We start from the raw sequence: 17016 nt of genomic DNA, 5'->3' as shown, positions 1-17016 counted from the left end.
GAAACGGCAGGAAGGCTTAGGGGAGCAACTGGTGACGCCGCACAACGAAGCGGACAAGGACGACTACGCCGACACGGTTTTGTTGCCGGGTGACCCGCAGCGCGCCGAGTGGATGGCGCAAACGTTCCTGGAAGCGCCGCGCTGCATCAATCGCCGCCGCGGCGCGCTTGGCTTCACCGGGCTGTTTGGCGGCAAACCCGTCAGCATTCAGGCGACGGGCATCGGCGTTTCATCGTTTCTGATCTATGCGCATGAATTGCTGGACCATTATGGCGCCCGGACGTTGATCCGCACCGGCACCTGCGGCAGCCTGACCGCAAAGGCAAAACTGCGCAGCCTTGTCATCTCGCAATCGGCACAGGCGGAAAGCGCCCAGAGCGGCCAGGTTTTCGGCCTTTATGGACCCGCTGGCCCCGACCCGGCGCTCCTCGCATCGTCACTGGCCAAGGCGGTAGAATTCGGCATCGACCATCATGCCGGCCTGACGGTGTGCAGCGACATCTTCTATCACCCGGAGGGGCGCGCCCGTTTTGCCGTTGCGCGGGCGCAAGGAGCCCTGGCCGTGGATATGGAAACCAGCGCGCTATATCGCATATCGCAGCATTTCGGAGCGCGCGCGCTGTCGATGTGTGTCGTGGTCGACAACATCGAGACCGGCGAACAGACCGACTATTCCGAGCGCCAGGCGCTTTTCACCGACATGACCCGTCTGGCGCTCGCTGTCGCTGTGGAAGCGGGCTAAGCAGCCTCCCGCTTCGGCACCATCTGCTCATCCATTCCCGGCCGATGGCCGCGCAGATAGAGCGCGCAGGTGGTGCGCAGCATCGACGCAAAGTTCGGGATGGCGCCGTTGATCTCGATGGCTTCGTCATAAAGCTTCGAAATGAATTTTGGCGTCGTCAAATCCTGGTTTTCGGCGATTTCGTCCAGCAAAGCCCAGAATGTCGCTTCGAGCTGGATGCTGGTCGAGTGGCCGTCGATGCGAATCGACCGGTTGATCTGGCGATAGCCTTCGGGATCCTGGCCCGCAAACACCCTGCACATGCGACAAACCTCCCATGATTGTTGGTCTTGGGTGGACGGGCGTGCAGTTTGATACTGCTTGACCTGTCCCCACATGCATTCTCGGGCAAAATTGCCGGTCCGGCAATCGGACTTTCGTCCCGTTCGCGGCTGCGGGCGTGGTAACCGGCTGCCACCACCTTTTGTCAGTGCCGCGCATAATCGCCTCCACACCAGAACGGAGACTGATTTGGCCAAGGCGATCCACAGTATGATCCGGGTTCTCGACGAAGCCCGATCGCTCGATTTCTACAGAAACGCCTTCGGGCTCGATGTCGCCGACAGGCTGGATTTCGAGACATTCACGCTCATTTACCTCAGCAATGCCGAAGCAGGGTTCGAGCTCGAACTGACCGTGAACAAGGATCGGCAGGAGCCTTACGGGCTCGGCGACGGCTACGGTCACCTGGCGGTCTCGGTCGTCGATCTCGACGGCGAACATGATCGTCTCGGCGCGCTCGGGCTCAACCCGAAGAAGATCGTCGAGTTCAACCGCGACGGGTCGCTGATCGCCCGCTTTTTCTTCATCGAGGATCCCGACGGCTACAAGATCGAGGTTCTGCAACGCGGAGGTCGCTTCCAATAGGAGACATCGCAGCCGTCCCCTGACGGGGGCAGCGCGCCAGCAACGGCGTTCTGAAGAGAGCGCACATAGCAAGCAGGGAGGAATAAAATGGTCACGATCTATGACGCGAAGCCCGGGCTGTCCCGTCGAGAGCTTCTCAAACGCGGCGGCATCGGCGCGCTGCTCGTCATCTCAGGCAGCGCCGTCATCAGCCCCGAGCATGCCTGGGGACTGGAGACATCGGCACTCAAGCCCGAAACCATGGCGACGCTGATCCAGATGGCGCGTGACATCTATCCGCACGATCAGGTTCCGGACAAATATTACGCCATTGCCGTGAAGGGTCATGACGAGCAGGCCGGCAAGGACGCCGTCTACAAGGCGATGCTCGAAGATGGCATCGCCGACCTCGACAAGAAGTCCGGTGACGGCGGCTACCGCGGCCTTGGCTGGGAGGACCAGCGCGTCGCCGTGCTGAAGCAAATCGAGGCGACGCCGTTCTTCCAGGCCATCCGGGGTGGCCTCGTGGTCAGCCTCTACAACCAGAAAGAGGTGTGGCCGATCTTCGGTTACGAGGGCGAGTCCTATTCCAAGGGCGGCTACATCGCGCGCGGTTTCGACGACATCGAGTGGCTCTGAGCCCCGTCGTTCTTGAACCCGCAAACAGAAATCATGGGAGGAAACCATGGCAGCTTCATTTGATCTGAACAACGATGGCGTGGTCGTCATCATCGGCTCGGGCGCCGGCGGCGGCACGCTCGGCAACGAACTCGCCCAGAAGGGTGTCGACGTCGTCATCCTGGAAGCCGGCGCGCGCCACGAATACGAAGACTTCATCAATGACGAGTGGGGTTCGTTCAGCCAGCTCGCCTGGACCGACAAGCGCACCACGTCGGGCGACTGGCGTGTGGCCAAGGACTTTCCCAACCTGCCGGCCTGGATCGTCAAGTCGGTCGGCGGTTCGACCACGCATTGGGCGGGAGCTTCGCTGCGCTTCCAGGAGCATGAGTTCAAGGGGCTGTCGACCTACGGCAAACTGGAAGGCGCCAACCTGCTCGATTGGCCGATCACGCTGGCCGAGATGGAGCCCTACTATGCCAAGGCTGAAGCCAAGATGGGCGTCACCGGCACCAATGACTGGCCGCGGCTGCCGGGCAACAACAATTTCAAGGTGTTGAAGGCCGGCGCCGACAAGCTCGGCTACAAGGAATGCCACACCGGCAACATGGCGATCAACTCGGTCGATCGCGACGACCGCATGTCCTGCCAGCAGACCGGCTTCTGCTTCCAGGGCTGTAAATGGGGCGCCAAATGGTCGACGCTCTACACCGAGATACCCAAGGGAGAGGCGACAGGCCATCTCGAAGTCAGGCCGAATGCCATGGCGATCAAGATCAACCATGACGCCAGCGGAAAGGTGACCGGCGTTGTCTACGCCGACAAGGACGGCAAGCTGCAGGAGCAGAAGGCGCGCATCGTCGCGGTTGCCGGCAATTCGATCGAGAGCCCGCGGCTGCTGCTCAATTCGGCGTCGGGGAAATTCCCCGATGGGCTTGCCAACTCGTCGGGTCAGGTCGGCAAGAACTACATGCGTCACACCACCGGCTCGGTCTATGCCATCTTCGACAGACCGGTGCACATGTATCGCGGCACGACCATGGCCGGCATCATCCGCGACGAGGCGCGGCATGATCCATCGCGCGGTTTCGTTGGTGGCTATGAGTTCGAGACGCTGTCGCTCGGCCTGCCGTTCATGGCAGCGTTTCTTGATCCGGGCGCATGGGGGCGCTCGTTCACCACAGCACTCGATCACTACGACCACATGGCCGGCCTTTGGATCGTCGGTGAGGACATGCCGCGCGCGGAGAACCGCATCACACTGCATGCCGACGAGAAGGACGCGCACGGCATGCCGATCGCCGACGTGCATTTCGACGACCATCCGAACGACACCGCGATGCGCAACCACGCCTACAAGCAGGCTACGGCACTCTACGATGCGGTCGGCGCCACCCGCATCTTCCCGACGCCACCCTATCCGTCGACCCACAATCTCGGCACCAACCGGATGAGCGAGAAAGCGGAAGACGGCGTCGTCAACAAGCACGGCCAGGCGCACGACATCAAGAACCTGTTCGTGTCCGATGGCAGCCAGTTCACCACCGGTGCCGCCGAAAACCCGACCCTGACGATCGTGTCGCTCGCGATCCGCCAGGCCGACTATATCGCGGCGCAGATGTCGGCCAAGACGATCTAGTCACATCCTCCCGACGGACTGCTGGCGCGGACCCGCAAGGTTCCGCGCCTTTTTCTTGCCGCCTCACTGCTTGGTGCAGGTCGAGGCGGTGAAGGCGCCGTCGGGCTGCTTCATGATGATGTCGAAGGAGGGCACGGTTTCGCCGTCCAGCGTCGCCTGGGTCAGCGACAGTGAATTGCCGCCGGCGGTATATCCGCCCAGCGGCCCCAGCCACGAGATCACGCCGTTTGCGTCCATTTGGTAGTTGTAGCCCTGCCGCGCGGTGCCGAAGACGCCGAGGCTGGCGTAGACGGGGCCGCTGTAGACGTTCCCCTTGATGGTGATGTCGCCGAGGCTGAGGAACATGCCAAGCAGGTACACTTCGCAATGATAGGCGCCGTCAGGCATCTTGCCGTTGCTGAAATCGGCTCGCGCGGCCACGGTTGCTGCAGCCAGAAGCAGTATGCCGATGAAAATACGTGAAATACCTGAAACCATGACGTCGCTCGCTTGAAGAGCGAGCTTGCCCTATTTTTGCACCGCGCCGCAACATCGGTCGCCTGAGGCACTGGTGAGTTCAAAATCTAGGCAGATTTGGTAAATGATCGAAAAATAGGCAGAGGCTGCGCAAGCTGCGCAAAATTCCCTCAATCGATTTCTGGCCACCTCTCTTTGTTTTGTAAGCCCTATATTCCAAGGTGCTGATATCTATAATTTATTTGTGCCCTTTCGGGATTGCCAGAGCGGTTGGCATGGGGGTTGCTTTGTAGAGTTGCGGTGCAATCAACTAGCTTGGGAGTCTGTAATATGAGGGGTAATTTCTCGACAATAACAAAAATGTTTTCGGCTGGTGTGGTCGCCGCCGGCCTGTTGACGTCCGCTCCGGTCAAGGCCGCCGACGACACGATCAAGGTCGGCATTCTCCATTCGCTGTCGGGGACCATGGCGATTTCGGAGACGACGCTGAAGGACGCCATGCTGATGCTCATCGACGAGCAGAACGCCAAGGGTGGTCTGCTCGGCAAGAAGCTCGAGGCGGTCGTCGTCGATCCGGCTTCCAACTGGCCGCTGTTTGCCGAAAAAGCGCGCGAACTGATCTCCAAGGACAAGGTCGCGGCGGTGTTCGGCTGCTGGACCTCGGTGTCGCGCAAATCGGTGCTGCCGGTGTTCTCGGAACTCGACAATATCCTGTTCTACCCCGTCCAGTATGAGGGCGAGGAAAGCGAGCGCAACGTGTTCTACACCGGTGCGGCGCCGAACCAGCAGGCCATCCCGGCTGTCGACTATCTGATGAGCGAGGATGGTGGTTCGGTGAAGCGCTGGGTGCTGGAAGGCACCGACTACGTCTATCCGCGCACCACCAACAAGATCCTCGAGGCCTATCTGAAGGCCAAGGGCGTGGCGGCTGAAGACATCATGGTCAATTACACGCCGTTCGGCTTCTCCGACTGGCAGACCGAAGTTTCGGCGATCAAGAAGTTCGGTTCGGCCGGCAAGAAGACCGCCGTCGTCTCGACCGTCAACGGCGACGCCAACGTGCCGTTCTACAAGGAACTCGGCAACCAGGGCATCAAGGCCGAGGACATCCCGGTCATGGCCTTCTCGGTCGGCGAGGAAGAGCTAGCCGGTCTCGACACCGCGCCGCTGGTCGGCCATCTCGCCGCCTGGAACTATTTCGAGAGCGTCGACACGCCCGAGAACAAGAAGTTCATCGCCGACTGGCACAAGTTCATCAAGAACGACAAGCGCACCACCAACGATCCGATGGAAGCCCATTATATCGGCTTCAACATGTGGGTGAAGGCGGTCGAGAAGGCCGGCACCACCGATCCGGACAAGGTCATCGACGCCATGATCGGCGTGTCGGTGCCGAACCTGACCGGCGGCTATTCGACGATGATGCCGAACCACCACATCACCAAGCCGGTGCTGATCGGCGAAATCCAGGCCGACGGCCAGTTCGAAACCGTGTCGCGCACGCCGGGCCTGGTGATGGGTGACGAGTGGTCCGACTATCTGCCTGATTCCAAGGACCTGATCTCCGATTGGCGCGCGCCTCTGTCCTGCGGCAACTTCAATGTTGCCACCGGCAAGTGCGGCGGCAAGGGCACGAACTGATCCTCCCCGGGCTGGACCTTCAGGTCCATGCCCATGACCGCGCGCGTCCGGACGGCTTCCTCCGCCGTCCGGACGCCCACTTCAACCTTCAGGGGTTACCAGAGACCGATGATCTTGATCCGCACGGGTTTGATGCTGTTGTTCCTGCTGGCGACACTGTCGTCCTCCGGCGCCGGCGAAGCCGATCTGCGCGGCATCATCGCCAAATTCGCCACGGCCAAGGGCTTTTCCGAGATCGGGGCCGTCGTCCACGAACTGGCGGCCGCCGGCGATCCGGCGGTAGAGCGGCCGCTTGCGGCACTTGCCGACGGCAACCTGTATGTCCGCAAGGCTGATTCCCTTGTGTTTGTCGGCAAGGAAGCGGGCGAAAGCGTCCAGCTTTCCGACCCGTTGAGCGGCGAGGCGTCGGGCGAAGCGGCCAAGGACGGCATCACCAAGATCAAGGTCAACAACACGCTGCGTCGCGTCATACGCGATGCGTTGGGCACGCTGACGCTCGGCGCCAAGGACCCGGCCGTGCGTGTTGCCGCCGCCGACACCATGTTCAAGACTCCCGACGCCGCAAACATCGGACCGCTCGACACGGCAATCGCCAGTGAGACCGTGGCCAGCGTCAAGGCGCTGCTCGAACAGGCTCGTGCCGCCTCCGTTCTGGTCTCCGACCGGCCCGAAGCCGACAAGCTCGCTGCAATTGCCCTGATCGGCGCGCGTGGCGACCGCGATGCGGTTTCCCTGCTCACCTCGGTCGAGGCGAATTCCACCGACGCGGTCAAGCAAGCGGCGACGACCGCAATCGCCAACATCAATTCGACGCTGGCCTTCTGGGATGCCGGGCAGAACATCTGGTACGGCATCTCGCTGGGCTCGGTGCTGCTGCTGGCGGCAATCGGCCTTGCCATTACCTTCGGCGTCATGGGTGTCATCAACATGGCGCATGGCGAGATGGTCATGCTCGGCGCCTACACGACCTTCGTCGTCCAGCAGGTGATCCGCACCTCCTTTCCCGGCCTGTTCGACTGGTCGCTGGTCATTGCGCTGCCGCTGGCCTTCCTCGTCGCGGCCCTTGTTGGCCTGATCATCGAGCGCGGCGTCATCCGTTTCCTCTATGGCCGGCCGCTTGAAACGCTGCTGGCGACATGGGGCGTCTCGCTGATCCTGCAGCAGGCCGTGCGCTCGATCTTCGGGCCGACCAACCAGGAGGTCGGCAACCCATCCTGGATGTCGGGCTCGTTCAATCTCGGACAGTTGGCGATCACCTGGAACCGGCTGTGGATCCTGGTTTTCGCGCTCGCTGTCTTCGGCATCCTGCTCTACGTGATGAAGCGCACGCCCTGGGGCCTGCAGATGCGCGCCGTCACCGCCAACCGGCGCATGGCCGCCTCGATGGGCATCAGGACGCCATGGGTAGACGCGCTGACCTTCGCGCTCGGCTCCGGCATTGCAGGCATTGCCGGCGTCGCGCTCAGCCAGATCGACAACGTCTCGCCCAATCTCGGTCGCGGCTACATCATCGACAGCTTCATGGTCGTCGTCTTCGGCGGCGTCGGCAATCTGTGGGGCACGCTGGTCGGCGCCTTCTCGCTCGGCATCGTCAACAAGTTCCTCGAGCCCTATGCGGGCGCGGTGCTCGGCAAGATCGTCGTGCTGGTGCTGATCATCCTGTTCATCCAGAAGCGCCCGCGCGGCCTGTTCGCGCTCAAGGGCAGGGCGGTGGAAGCATGATCACGGGACGCTTCTTTGCCGCCGGCGCGGACCGCCGCATCGCCATCACGATCTTCATCCTGCTGGCGGTGGCCGTCCTTGTGCCGCTGCTCAACCTTGCGGTGTCTCCCACCAGCGCCTTCTACGTCCCTTCCTACATCGTCGCGCTGACAGGCAAATATCTCTGCTATGCGCTGCTCGCCTTGGCGCTTGACCTGGTCTGGGGCTATTGCGGCATCCTCTCGCTCGGTCACGGCGCCTTCTTCGCGCTCGGCGGCTATGCGATGGGCATGTATCTGATGCGGCAGATCGGTTCGCGCGGCGTTTACGGCAATCCCATCTTGCCCGACTTCATGGTGTTCCTGAACTACAAGGAATTGCCCTGGTTCTGGTACGGTTTCGACCATTTCTGGTTCGCCGGCCTCATGGTGCTCGCGGTGCCCGGCCTGCTCGCTTTCGTCTTTGGCTGGTTCGCCTTCCGCAGCCGCGTCACCGGCGTTTATCTCTCGATCATCACCCAGGCGATGACCTACGCGCTGCTGCTTGCCTTTTTTCGCAACGACATGGGGTTCGGCGGCAACAACGGCCTGACCGATTTCAAGGATATTCTCGGCTTCAACGTGCAGGCCGACGCGACGCGTTCGGCGCTGTTCGCGGCCAGCGCCGTGATGCTGGCACTTGCCGTCTTCGTCACCTGGGCGATCGTCGGCTCCAAATACGGCAAGCTCCTGATGGCGGTGCGCGATGCCGAGAGCCGCACGCGCTTCCTCGGCTGGCGGGCCGAGAACGTGAAACTGTTCGCCTTCACCGTCTCGGCTGTCATGGCCGGCATAGCCGGCGCGCTCTACGTGCCGCAGGTCGGCATCATCAATCCGGGCGAGTTCGAGCCGGCCAATTCGATTGAAGTCGTCGTCTGGGCGGCTGTCGGCGGGCGCGGCACCATCGTCGGACCGATCATCGGTGCGCTGCTGGTCAATGCCGGCAAATCCTGGTTCACCGGCGTGCTACCGGAGTTCTGGCTGTTTGCACTGGGCGGGCTGTTCGTCGCCGTCACGCTTTTGCTGCCCAAAGGCATCATCGGCATGTGGGACAGTTGGCGCGGCAACGCCAAGGCGTTGCGGGCAGCTTCGATTGCCGAGGAAGCCGGCAGCGACCCCGAGGTTCCGACGCCGGCTAAAATCGTTCGCAGCGAGGCGAGCAAGCCCGGCGACTGGTCCGCCAGCAACCCCGAACCGCAGCCGGCGGAGTGAGCGACCATGTCAAAGTCGAACACGATCCTTTATCTCGACGGCGTCTCGGTCTCCTTCGACGGCTTTCGCGCCATCAACAATCTGTCGCTGGTGCTCGACAAGGGTGAGATGCGCGCCATCATCGGCCCCAACGGCGCCGGCAAGACGACGATGATGGACATCGTCACCGGCAAGACGCGGCCCGACGAAGGCGACGTGTTCTTCGACGGCCAGGTCGATCTGACCAAGCATGACGAGGCCGAAATCGCCATGATGGGCATCGGCCGCAAGTTTCAGAAGCCGACCGTGTTCGAAAGCCACACGATCGAGGAAAACCTGATGTTGGCGCTGAAGGGACCGCGCTCGATCTTCCCGGCGCTGTTCCATCGCCGCTCGACCGCCGAGACGCGGCAGATCGATGACATTCTCGGCATCATCCGGCTTGGCGACAAGCGTGACGAACTGGCGGCCAATCTGAGCCATGGACAAAAGCAGTGGCTCGAGATCGGCATGCTCCTGGCACAGGACCCGAAACTGCTTCTGGTCGACGAACCGGTCGCCGGCATGACCGATGCCGAGACCGAGGAAACCGCTCGTCTGCTCAAGGACATCGCCCGCGACCATTCGGTCATCGTCGTCGAGCATGACATGCATTTCGTGCGCGAGCTCGGCGTCAAGGTCACCTGCCTGCATGAGGGCTCGGTGCTCTCGGAAGGCACACTCGATTTCGTGTCGGCCGACGAGCGTGTCGTCGAAGTCTATCTGGGGAGATGAGCATGGTCTGGCGGGTGCAGTTCCATCATTTCGATCTGTCGTTTCTGCGGTTCTGGAAAAGGCGCTGACATGCTCGAAGTTTCCAATGCCACGCTGCACTACGGCGCCGCCCAGGCACTGCGCGGCGTGTCGCTGAAGGCGGGCGCCGGCAAGATCACCTGCGTGCTCGGCCGCAACGGCGTCGGCAAGACCAGTTTGATGAGATCGATCGTCGGCCACCACCGGCTGACGAGCGGAAGCGTTGCCTTCGAGGGGAAGGCGCTCGACCGGAGCGCGGCGTATGACCGCGCCCGGTCGGGCATCGCATTCGTACCGCAGGGCAGGGAGGTCTTTCCGCTGCTCACCGTGCGGGAGAACCTGGAATCAGGCTTTGCGCCGCTGAAACGGGCCGACCGCAACATTCCGACGCATGTCTTCGAATTGTTCCCGGTGCTGAAGCAGATGCTCGGCCGCCGCGGCGGTGATCTTTCCGGGGGCCAGCAGCAGCAGCTCGCCATCGGACGGGCGCTGGTGATGCGGCCGAAACTGCTGGTGCTCGACGAGCCGACCGAGGGCATCCAGCCGTCGATCATCAAGGACATCGGCCGCGCCATCCGCTACCTGCGTGACCAGGCCGGCATCGCCGTGCTTCTGGTCGAACAATATCTCGATTTCTGTCGCGAGTTGGCCGACGAAGTCAACATCATGGACCGTGGCGTGATCGTCCATACCGGTCCGGCGGAAGATCTGGACCGTGCTGATGTCAGGAAGTTCCTGACGGTCTAGAATCGCCAACGCACTTCAGTTGACGATCCGAAGTCCTTGGCAAGTCCAGTATTTCTCCGGCCCTGCACCAGCGTCTCTGGTGCATCGGCAACTGCGTGCTAGTCTTTTCCTAGGCTTTTGTGAGTCGGCCGCTTCCGTACCAGTCTGGTTTATCGCAGATCGAGGAGCACGGCCAATGCCGGGCAAGTTTCACGCAAGCAAGGCTGCCTAGCTTCCCTCCTGCGATCTCTGTCGTTCAAACGCGTTTGGGCACACAGGCTAAGGGACAGCCATGGAACGTTACGTCGAGGATTACCAGAAGCGGCGGCTTATCGAACGTGTCGATATCATCGCTGCCATCAACATCTTGAGATCACAGGGCTGCGATTACGACGATCTGATCGAGGAGATCACCAAGGTCTTCTATGTCGATCTCGATACCTTCAATGAGATTGTCATGGCGGCCTAGGAGCTGCATTCGTCTCGCCACGATCAGAGGCCGGTGTTGACACACGCGATCAGCCTGCGCGCTTGAACGGAGAAGCGGTGACGCGGTTGCGGCCGGCGCGCTTGGCGTCATAGAGCGCCTTGTCGGCGGCATTGAGCACCTTGTCGAAGCCGAGGCCTTCCTTGGTGCCGAAAGCAAATCCGGCACTGACCGTGCATATCAGCGAGCCTGTCTCGGTTTCGATGTGGTGCGCGGCGAAAGCTGCCCGGATGGCCTCGGCGGTGGCCTCCACCGTTTCGGGCAAGGTCCGCTTCAGCACCAGCGCGAATTCCTCGCCGCCCATGCGCGCGGCGACATCACCCGGGCGAAGATTGCTGGCGAGTTCCCGTGCAAATACCTTCAGCACCTCATCGCCGGCGGCGTGGCCGAATTCGTCGTTGATGGCCTTGAAGTTGTCGAGGTCGAAGACGACCACCGCCGTGAAGGCACCGACCGGCGCATCGCCGTGCAGGTCGAATAGGGCGCGGCGGTTGAGCAGGCCGGTCAGCGGGTCGGTCAGGGCATTGTGGCGGTGATGCCGGGCCAGACGCCCTTGGTTCAGGGCCAGGGAAAGCGCTCCGATGCCGGTCATGCTGGCGATAACGATGATGAGGCTCAGTTCCTCGGCCCAGTTGCTTGGCGCATGTCCAAGGACCAGCTTTCCCTCCCAGGCCAAAACCATGGCGCAGAGAGCAAAGGATGCGGCCGTGGCCGAATAGAGCGCGGTGATACCGGTTGTCAGGGCAGGGGCTTCGTCGCGGCCTTTCCAGTATTCGACCGCCGTTGCGAACAGAAGCAAGGCGGCGAAGGCATTTTCGAACATGAAGCCCAGCCCGTCATAGCCTAGAGCCATGGGAGGCAATGTCACGGCCAGCGAAATGGCGCTGCCAAACGCCGTTCGCGGCACTGGCGAGCCGCCGGTTCTGAACTGGTAGGCCGCGCCCAGCATTGTCGAGAAACCGAGCAGGAGGAAAGCCAGCGTGGCGATGCCCAGCAGGCGCCCGGGCATATCGATATAGGCGTCATAGAAAAAAATATCGCCGACCACGAACACCAGGCTGACCGCGCATGTCAGCAGGAACTTTTCCGAGCGAGCGGTCAGCCACATGCCAAACAAGGTCAGGCTCAGGCAGGCAGCGGAAAAACCGACAGCCAGCAGAAGTGAAGTGTAGTCGAGCGACATGCCCCTCGTCCTTGCCTGCGGCGGCCCAGATTTGCGACTGGTTCAGCTGGATTCATGCAGCAAGGAGGTATCGATAAGGTTACGACGATGGCGAAGATGCCATGATTCCGCAGCGTCAGGGCACCGGCAGACCCTGGTCCACCCGCTTCATCAGTGCCATGGCGCCGAACGGCGCTCGCACCTTGCCCTCCGTGATGAAGTAGACGAACACGTCGCGCGGCTTGACCGGCGCATCGGTGGCGGGGTCGGCGCGCCGCAGGTCGGCGGGCTGCTTGCCTTGCGCCCAGATCTTTACCCGCGCGGCCCATTCATCGAGGCCTTTCGGCGTGTAGCAGTCGGGATTGTCATCGCTACCGGTCTGCAGCCGGGCGTAGACGAAATCGCCGGTGACGTCGGCGATATCAGGATATTTGGCATGGTCGGCGTAGACGATCGCGGCCTTGTATTTTCGGGCAAGTGCTGCGAATTCCGGCACGACAAAACTGTCGTTGCGGGCCTCGACCGCGTGGCGCAGCGCAACGCCGTCCTGCTTTTCCGGCAGCAGTTTCAAAAAGGCTTCGAAATCGTCCGGATCGAATTTCTTGGTCGGCGCGAACTGCCACAGGATCGGCCCGAGCTTTTCCCCGAGTGCGGCAACGCCCGAGCCGAGGAAGCGCGTCATCGATTCGCCGGCCTCGCCCAGCACGCGCCGGTTGGTGACGAAGCGGTTGCCCTTTAGCGAGTACACGAAACCGTCCGGCGCCTCGTTGGCCCATTTGACGAAGGTCGGTTCCTTGAAGCTGGAATAGTAAGTGCCGTTGACCTCGATGCTCGACACCTGGCGAGTGGCGTAGTTCAGCTGCTTGGCCTTGGAAAGCTTGTCGGGATAGAAGGACGTATCCCAGGGCTCGAAGGTCCAGCCGCCCATGCCGGCGCGGATTGTTCCCGATGTGCTCATCTCATCCTCCCAAGTTCAGAAAATCAGGCCGCTGTGCTCTCGTGGGCCGATTTTGCCATGTCGACCAGCACCCATCCCGGCCGGTAGGGATTGGGCCGGCGACCCGTTTCGTGGAAACCATAGGCCAGATAGAGCGCGATGTTCCGCTCCATCCTGGCGTTGGTGTAAAGCCGGACCTCGGGCAGGCCCCAGAGACGGGTCAGCTCATCCGCGTGTTTCAGCAGCGCAATGCCGAAGCCCTTGCCCTGAAAGTCAGGAGAGACCGCGACGGAAAAGATCATCGCGTGGTCGTCATGCCGTTCCAGCGTGATCAGCCCGGCAAGTCCGCCGCCACTTTCCAACCCCCACACCTCGCCGCCCTCAATGCGCGGCGCATAGTCCTCGGTGACTGGGATCGGCGGTGCGCCTAACAGTGCAGTGTAAGGCGCATAGGCCGCTTCCGTCAGCGAGACGACGGTTTGGAGATCACCGGCAAGCGCTCTTCTGATTTTCATTCAAAAGCTCCAGGCGCCAACCGGTCCGATCACTCCGCCGCTTCGCGCTTGCCTCCGGGGCGCCGCTCCAGCAGTTCCTTGAGGAACTGGCCGGTGTAGCTGCGCTTTTCGCGCACGATGGCTTCCGGCGTGCCGGAGGCAACCAGTTCGCCGCCGCCGTCGCCGCCTTCGGGGCCGAGGTCGAGCACCCAGTCGGCGGTCTTGATCACTTCGAGATTGTGCTCGATGACCACCACCGTGTTACCCTGGTCGACCAGTTCATGCAGCACTTCCAACAGCTTGGCGACGTCGTGGAAATGCAGGCCGGTGGTCGGCTCGTCGAGGATGTAGAGCGTCTTGCCGGTTGCCTTGCGCGACAGTTCCTTGGCGAGCTTAATGCGCTGCGCCTCGCCGCCGGACAGCGTCGTCGCCTGCTGGCCGATATGGATGTAGCCGAGGCCGACCTGCTTCAGCGTATCGAGCTTGTCGCGCACGCCGGGCACGGCGGCGAAGAAGTCGACGCCTTCCTCGACTGTCATGTCGAGCACGTCGGCGATCGACTTGCCCTTGAACACGACGTCGAGCGTCTCTCTGTTATAGCGTTTGCCGTGGCAGACGTCGCAGGTGACGTAGACGTCGGGCAAGAAGTGCATCTCGATCTTGATGACGCCGTCGCCCTGGCAGGCCTCGCAACGGCCGCCCTTGACGTTGAACGAAAAACGTCCGGGCTGATAGCCGCGCGCCTTGGCTTCCGGCAGGCCCGCGAACCAATCGCGGATCGGTGTGAAAGCGCCTGTATAGGTGGCGGGATTCGAACGCGGGGTCCTGCCAATGGGCGACTGGTCGATGTCGATGACCTTGTCGAGGAATTCGAGGCCCTCGATGCGGTCGTGGTCGGCCGGGTGCTCGCGCGAGCCCATGATGCGGCGCGAGGCAGCCTTGAACAGGGTTTCGATCAGGAAGGTCGACTTGCCGCCGCCCGACACGCCGGTGACGGCGGTGAAGGTGCCGAGCGGGATTTCGGCGGTGACGTTCTTCAGATTGTTGCCGCGCGCGCCGACGATCTTCAGGCGGCGGTTCTTCTTCGCTTCACGCCGCACGCCGGGCGTCGCCACTTCGAGCGCGCCGGACAGATATTTGCCGGTGATCGAATTGGGATTGGCCATTACCTGCTGCGGCGTGCCCTGGGCGATGATCTCGCCGCCATGGATGCCGGCGGCCGGACCCATGTCGACGACATAGTCGGCATGCAGGATGGCGTCCTCGTCATGCTCGACGACGATCACCGTGTTGCCGATATCGCGCAGGTGCTTCAGCGTATCGAGGAGGCGGGCATTGTCGCGCTGATGCAGGCCGATCGACGGTTCGTCCAGCACATAGAGCACGCCGGTGAGACCGGAGCCGATCTGCGATGCCAGCCGGATGCGCTGGCTCTCGCCGCCCGACAGCGTGCCGGAATTGCGCGACAGCGTCAGATAGTCGAGCCCGACATCGTTGAGGAAGCGCAGCCGCTCGCGGATTTCCTTCAAGACGCGCACCGCGATCTCGTTCTGCTTGTCGTTGAGCGACGCCGGCAGGTCAGTGAACCACTGGTCGGCCTTGCGAATGGAAAGCTCGGTGACTTCGCCGATGTGCCTGCCGGCGATTTTCACCGCCAGCGACTCGGGCTTCAGCCGATAACCCTTGCAGGCCGGGCAGGGCGTGGCCGACATGAAGCGCTCGATCTCTTCACGCATCCAGGCGGATTCGGTCTCTTTCCAGCGCCGCTCGAGATTGGGAATGACGCCTTCAAAGGTCTTGGTGGTCTTGTAGGAGCGCAGGCCGTCATCATACTGGAAGGTGATTTCGCGCTCACCCGTGCCGTGCAGGATAGCTTCCTTGGCCTCTTCGGACAAATCCTTGAACTTGTCGCCAAGCTTGAAGCCATAGGCCTTGCCCAGCGCTCCCAGCGTTTGCGCGTAATAGGGGGAAGTCGATTTCGCCCACGGGCTGACGGCGCCGTCGCGCAGCGAGATGTTCTCGTCCGGCACGATCAGATTGCCATCGATGGCGCGCTGGCTGCCGAGACCGTCACAGGTCGGGCAGGCGCCGAACGGGTTGTTGAACGAGAACAGGCGCGGTTCGATTTCCGGAATGGTGAAGCCGGAGACCGGGCAAGCGAACTTTTCCGAGAACAGGATGCGCTCATGCGTCTCGTTCTTCGACTTGTTGACCGAATCCTCGCCGGTCTGGCTGGAATCGAGCGGCTTGTCGGCGAATTCGGCGACCGCCAGCCCATCGGCCAGCTTCAGCGCCGTTTCGATGGAATCGGCGAGCCGCGTCGCCAGATCGCCGCGCACGACGATGCGGTCGACGACGACGTCGAGGTCATGCTTGTACTTCTTGTCCAGCGCCGGCACGTCGGCGATCTCATAGAAGACGCCGTCGACCTTGACGCGTTGAAAGCCCTTCTTCTGCAGTTCCAGCAATTCCTTGCGGTACTCGCCTTTGCGGCCGCGCACCATCGGCGCCAGGATGAACAGGCGCGTGCCTTCCTCGATCGCCAGCACGCGGTCGACCATCTGCGAAACCGTCTGGCTCTCGATCGGCAGGCCGGTGGCCGGCGAATAGGGTATGCCGACGCGCGCAAAAAGCAGCCGCATATAGTCGTAGATCTCGGTGACGGTGCCGACCGTCGAACGCGGGTTCTTCGAGGTGGTCTTCTGCTCGATGGAAATGGCGGGCGACAGGCCGTCGATCTGGTCGACGTCAGGCTTCTGCATCATCTCAAGGAATTGCCGCGCGTAGGCCGACAGGCTTTCGACGTAGCGGCGCTGGCCCTCGGCATAGATCGTGTCGAAGGCCAGCGATGACTTGCCGGACCCCGACAGGCCGGTCATGACAATCAGGCTGTCACGCGGCAAGTCGAGATCGACATTCTTCAGATTGTGTTCGCGCGCCCCGCGAATGGAAAGATATTTATGGTCGGCCATAGCCGGTCGCCGCCTCAGAATCTGGAATTTCCTGGAATGGCGGGTTTTCCCGGCCATCCCCTATGTAGGTAGTTTTGCCGCCACGTCGAGATACGCCACAATTCCCGACGAGAGCGTTTAAGCGTCTTTCGCGTGAACGGGCAAGCGGAAAGAACAAAGGCCGAACACGCTCCTGACAAAGCTGTGCAAAAACTGACTTGCACGTAACCTCCCGGCGATCACATTTTTCGGTAACCGGCTATTGATGGTTGACGCCACCAACTGAGGGGAGCAGTCTCCAGCAGTCAACGAAGCCGGCCGTCTTTCGATGGCCTCGCCGCCCAAAGGTGGCCTGCGAGACGCCGCAGGCATTTGCGATTTGTGCTTCGAATTGACAACAATCGCAACGGACAGAGGAGCGGAGCTATGACGCCACCGGATCGTCCCCCAGGGTTCCAGTTGTCACTGGAGCCGAGGCAGGCATAAGTGCCAGGGTTCAGCGTTTTCGCCAGCCGGCAAACCGTGACCTGCCATCTCTCGTAAAAATCAGAGACTA

The 17016-nt window shown here is 61.9% G+C and carries 16 protein-coding genes; 10 read left to right on the top strand and 6 right to left on the bottom strand.

What is annotated here, in order from left to right:
• Positions 1 to 31 precede the first annotated feature (31 nt).
• On the top strand, positions 32 to 742 hold the full coding sequence (locus EJ079_RS25655; protein WP_127810505.1) for a purine-nucleoside phosphorylase: 711 nt from the start codon (positions 32 to 34) through the stop codon (positions 740 to 742).
• On the opposite strand, the gene EJ079_RS25650 is transcribed toward EJ079_RS25655, so the two are convergent.
• Positions 739 to 1044 carry a ribbon-helix-helix domain-containing protein gene (locus EJ079_RS25650; RefSeq protein WP_127268969.1) on the bottom strand — a complete coding sequence of 102 codons (306 nt, stop codon included), beginning with the start codon at positions 1042 to 1044 and terminating at the stop codon, positions 739 to 741. The genes EJ079_RS25655 and EJ079_RS25650 overlap by 4 nt on opposite strands.
• 208 nt (positions 1045 to 1252) lie before the next feature.
• Here EJ079_RS25650 and EJ079_RS25645 point away from each other — a divergent pair, with 208 nt between their 5' ends.
• The 3 genes from EJ079_RS25645 (at position 1253) to EJ079_RS25635 (ending at position 3884) form a co-directional block, all read left to right on the top strand.
• Positions 1253 to 1648, top strand: coding sequence for a VOC family protein (locus tag EJ079_RS25645; RefSeq protein ID WP_127271303.1), 396 nt, complete (start codon positions 1253 to 1255; stop codon positions 1646 to 1648).
• A gap of 87 nt (positions 1649 to 1735) precedes the next feature.
• Positions 1736 to 2266, top strand: a complete 531-nt coding sequence (locus EJ079_RS25640; RefSeq protein WP_127810504.1) for a gluconate 2-dehydrogenase subunit 3 family protein — start codon at positions 1736 to 1738, stop codon at positions 2264 to 2266.
• 46 nt (positions 2267 to 2312) lie between these two features.
• A complete protein-coding gene (locus EJ079_RS25635) occupies positions 2313 to 3884 on the top strand; it encodes a GMC family oxidoreductase (protein ID WP_127810503.1) in 1572 nt (523 codons plus the stop codon).
• 63 nt (positions 3885 to 3947) lie between these two features.
• Here the strand turns inward: EJ079_RS25635 and EJ079_RS25630 are convergent, their stop codons facing one another.
• Positions 3948 to 4361 (bottom strand): hypothetical protein, encoded by a 414-nt coding sequence (locus EJ079_RS25630; RefSeq protein ID WP_127810502.1) that lies wholly within the window; start codon positions 4359 to 4361, stop codon positions 3948 to 3950.
• Positions 4362 to 4670: 309 nt separating this feature from the next.
• Between EJ079_RS25630 and urtA the strand changes: the two genes are divergently transcribed.
• From urtA to EJ079_RS25600, 6 genes are all read left to right on the top strand, one after another.
• The gene (gene urtA / locus EJ079_RS25625; protein ID WP_027036733.1) at positions 4671 to 5981 is read left to right on the top strand and encodes an urea ABC transporter substrate-binding protein; all 1311 of its coding nucleotides are present in this window, start codon (positions 4671 to 4673) and stop codon (positions 5979 to 5981) included.
• A gap of 108 nt (positions 5982 to 6089) precedes the next feature.
• The gene (gene urtB / locus EJ079_RS25620; RefSeq protein ID WP_127271301.1) at positions 6090 to 7703 is read left to right on the top strand and encodes an urea ABC transporter permease subunit UrtB; all 1614 of its coding nucleotides are present in this window, start codon (positions 6090 to 6092) and stop codon (positions 7701 to 7703) included.
• A complete protein-coding gene (gene urtC / locus EJ079_RS25615) occupies positions 7700 to 8932 on the top strand; it encodes an urea ABC transporter permease subunit UrtC (protein ID WP_127810501.1) in 1233 nt (410 codons plus the stop codon). The genes urtB and urtC overlap by 4 nt, the downstream gene beginning before the upstream one ends.
• 6 nt (positions 8933 to 8938) lie before the next feature.
• A complete protein-coding gene (urtD, locus tag EJ079_RS25610; RefSeq protein ID WP_127271299.1) occupies positions 8939 to 9685 on the top strand; it encodes an urea ABC transporter ATP-binding protein UrtD in 747 nt (248 codons plus the stop codon).
• Positions 9686 to 9754: 69 nt separating this feature from the next.
• Positions 9755 to 10450, top strand: coding sequence for an urea ABC transporter ATP-binding subunit UrtE (gene urtE / locus EJ079_RS25605; protein ID WP_127810500.1), 696 nt, complete (start codon positions 9755 to 9757; stop codon positions 10448 to 10450).
• A gap of 271 nt (positions 10451 to 10721) precedes the next feature.
• Positions 10722 to 10898, top strand: coding sequence for a hypothetical protein (locus tag EJ079_RS25600; RefSeq protein ID WP_081738697.1), 177 nt, complete (start codon positions 10722 to 10724; stop codon positions 10896 to 10898).
• A gap of 49 nt (positions 10899 to 10947) precedes the next feature.
• Here the strand turns inward: EJ079_RS25600 and EJ079_RS25595 are convergent, their stop codons facing one another.
• The 4 genes from EJ079_RS25595 to uvrA form a co-directional block, all read right to left on the bottom strand.
• Positions 10948 to 12099: a GGDEF domain-containing protein gene (locus EJ079_RS25595; RefSeq protein WP_127810499.1), complete on the bottom strand. Its 1152-nt coding sequence runs from the start codon at positions 12097 to 12099 to the stop codon at positions 10948 to 10950.
• 115 nt (positions 12100 to 12214) lie between these two features.
• On the bottom strand, positions 12215 to 13036 hold the full coding sequence (locus EJ079_RS25590; protein WP_127810498.1) for a DUF72 domain-containing protein: 822 nt from the start codon (positions 13034 to 13036) through the stop codon (positions 12215 to 12217).
• Between the two features lie 23 nt (positions 13037 to 13059).
• Positions 13060 to 13530, bottom strand: coding sequence for a GNAT family N-acetyltransferase (locus tag EJ079_RS25585; protein ID WP_127810497.1), 471 nt, complete (start codon positions 13528 to 13530; stop codon positions 13060 to 13062).
• 29 nt (positions 13531 to 13559) lie between these two features.
• Positions 13560 to 16481 carry an excinuclease ABC subunit UvrA gene (uvrA, locus tag EJ079_RS25580; RefSeq protein ID WP_127810496.1) on the bottom strand — a complete coding sequence of 974 codons (2922 nt, stop codon included), beginning with the start codon at positions 16479 to 16481 and terminating at the stop codon, positions 13560 to 13562.
• Positions 16482 to 17016: the final 535 nt, after the last annotated feature.

Source organism: Mesorhizobium sp. M7A.F.Ce.TU.012.03.2.1 (assembly GCF_004006095.1).
Taxonomy (GTDB): domain Bacteria; phylum Pseudomonadota; class Alphaproteobacteria; order Rhizobiales; family Rhizobiaceae; genus Mesorhizobium.
The sequence above is the reverse complement of the archived record's forward strand: the minus strand, read 5'-3'. Positions and strand labels throughout refer to the sequence as shown.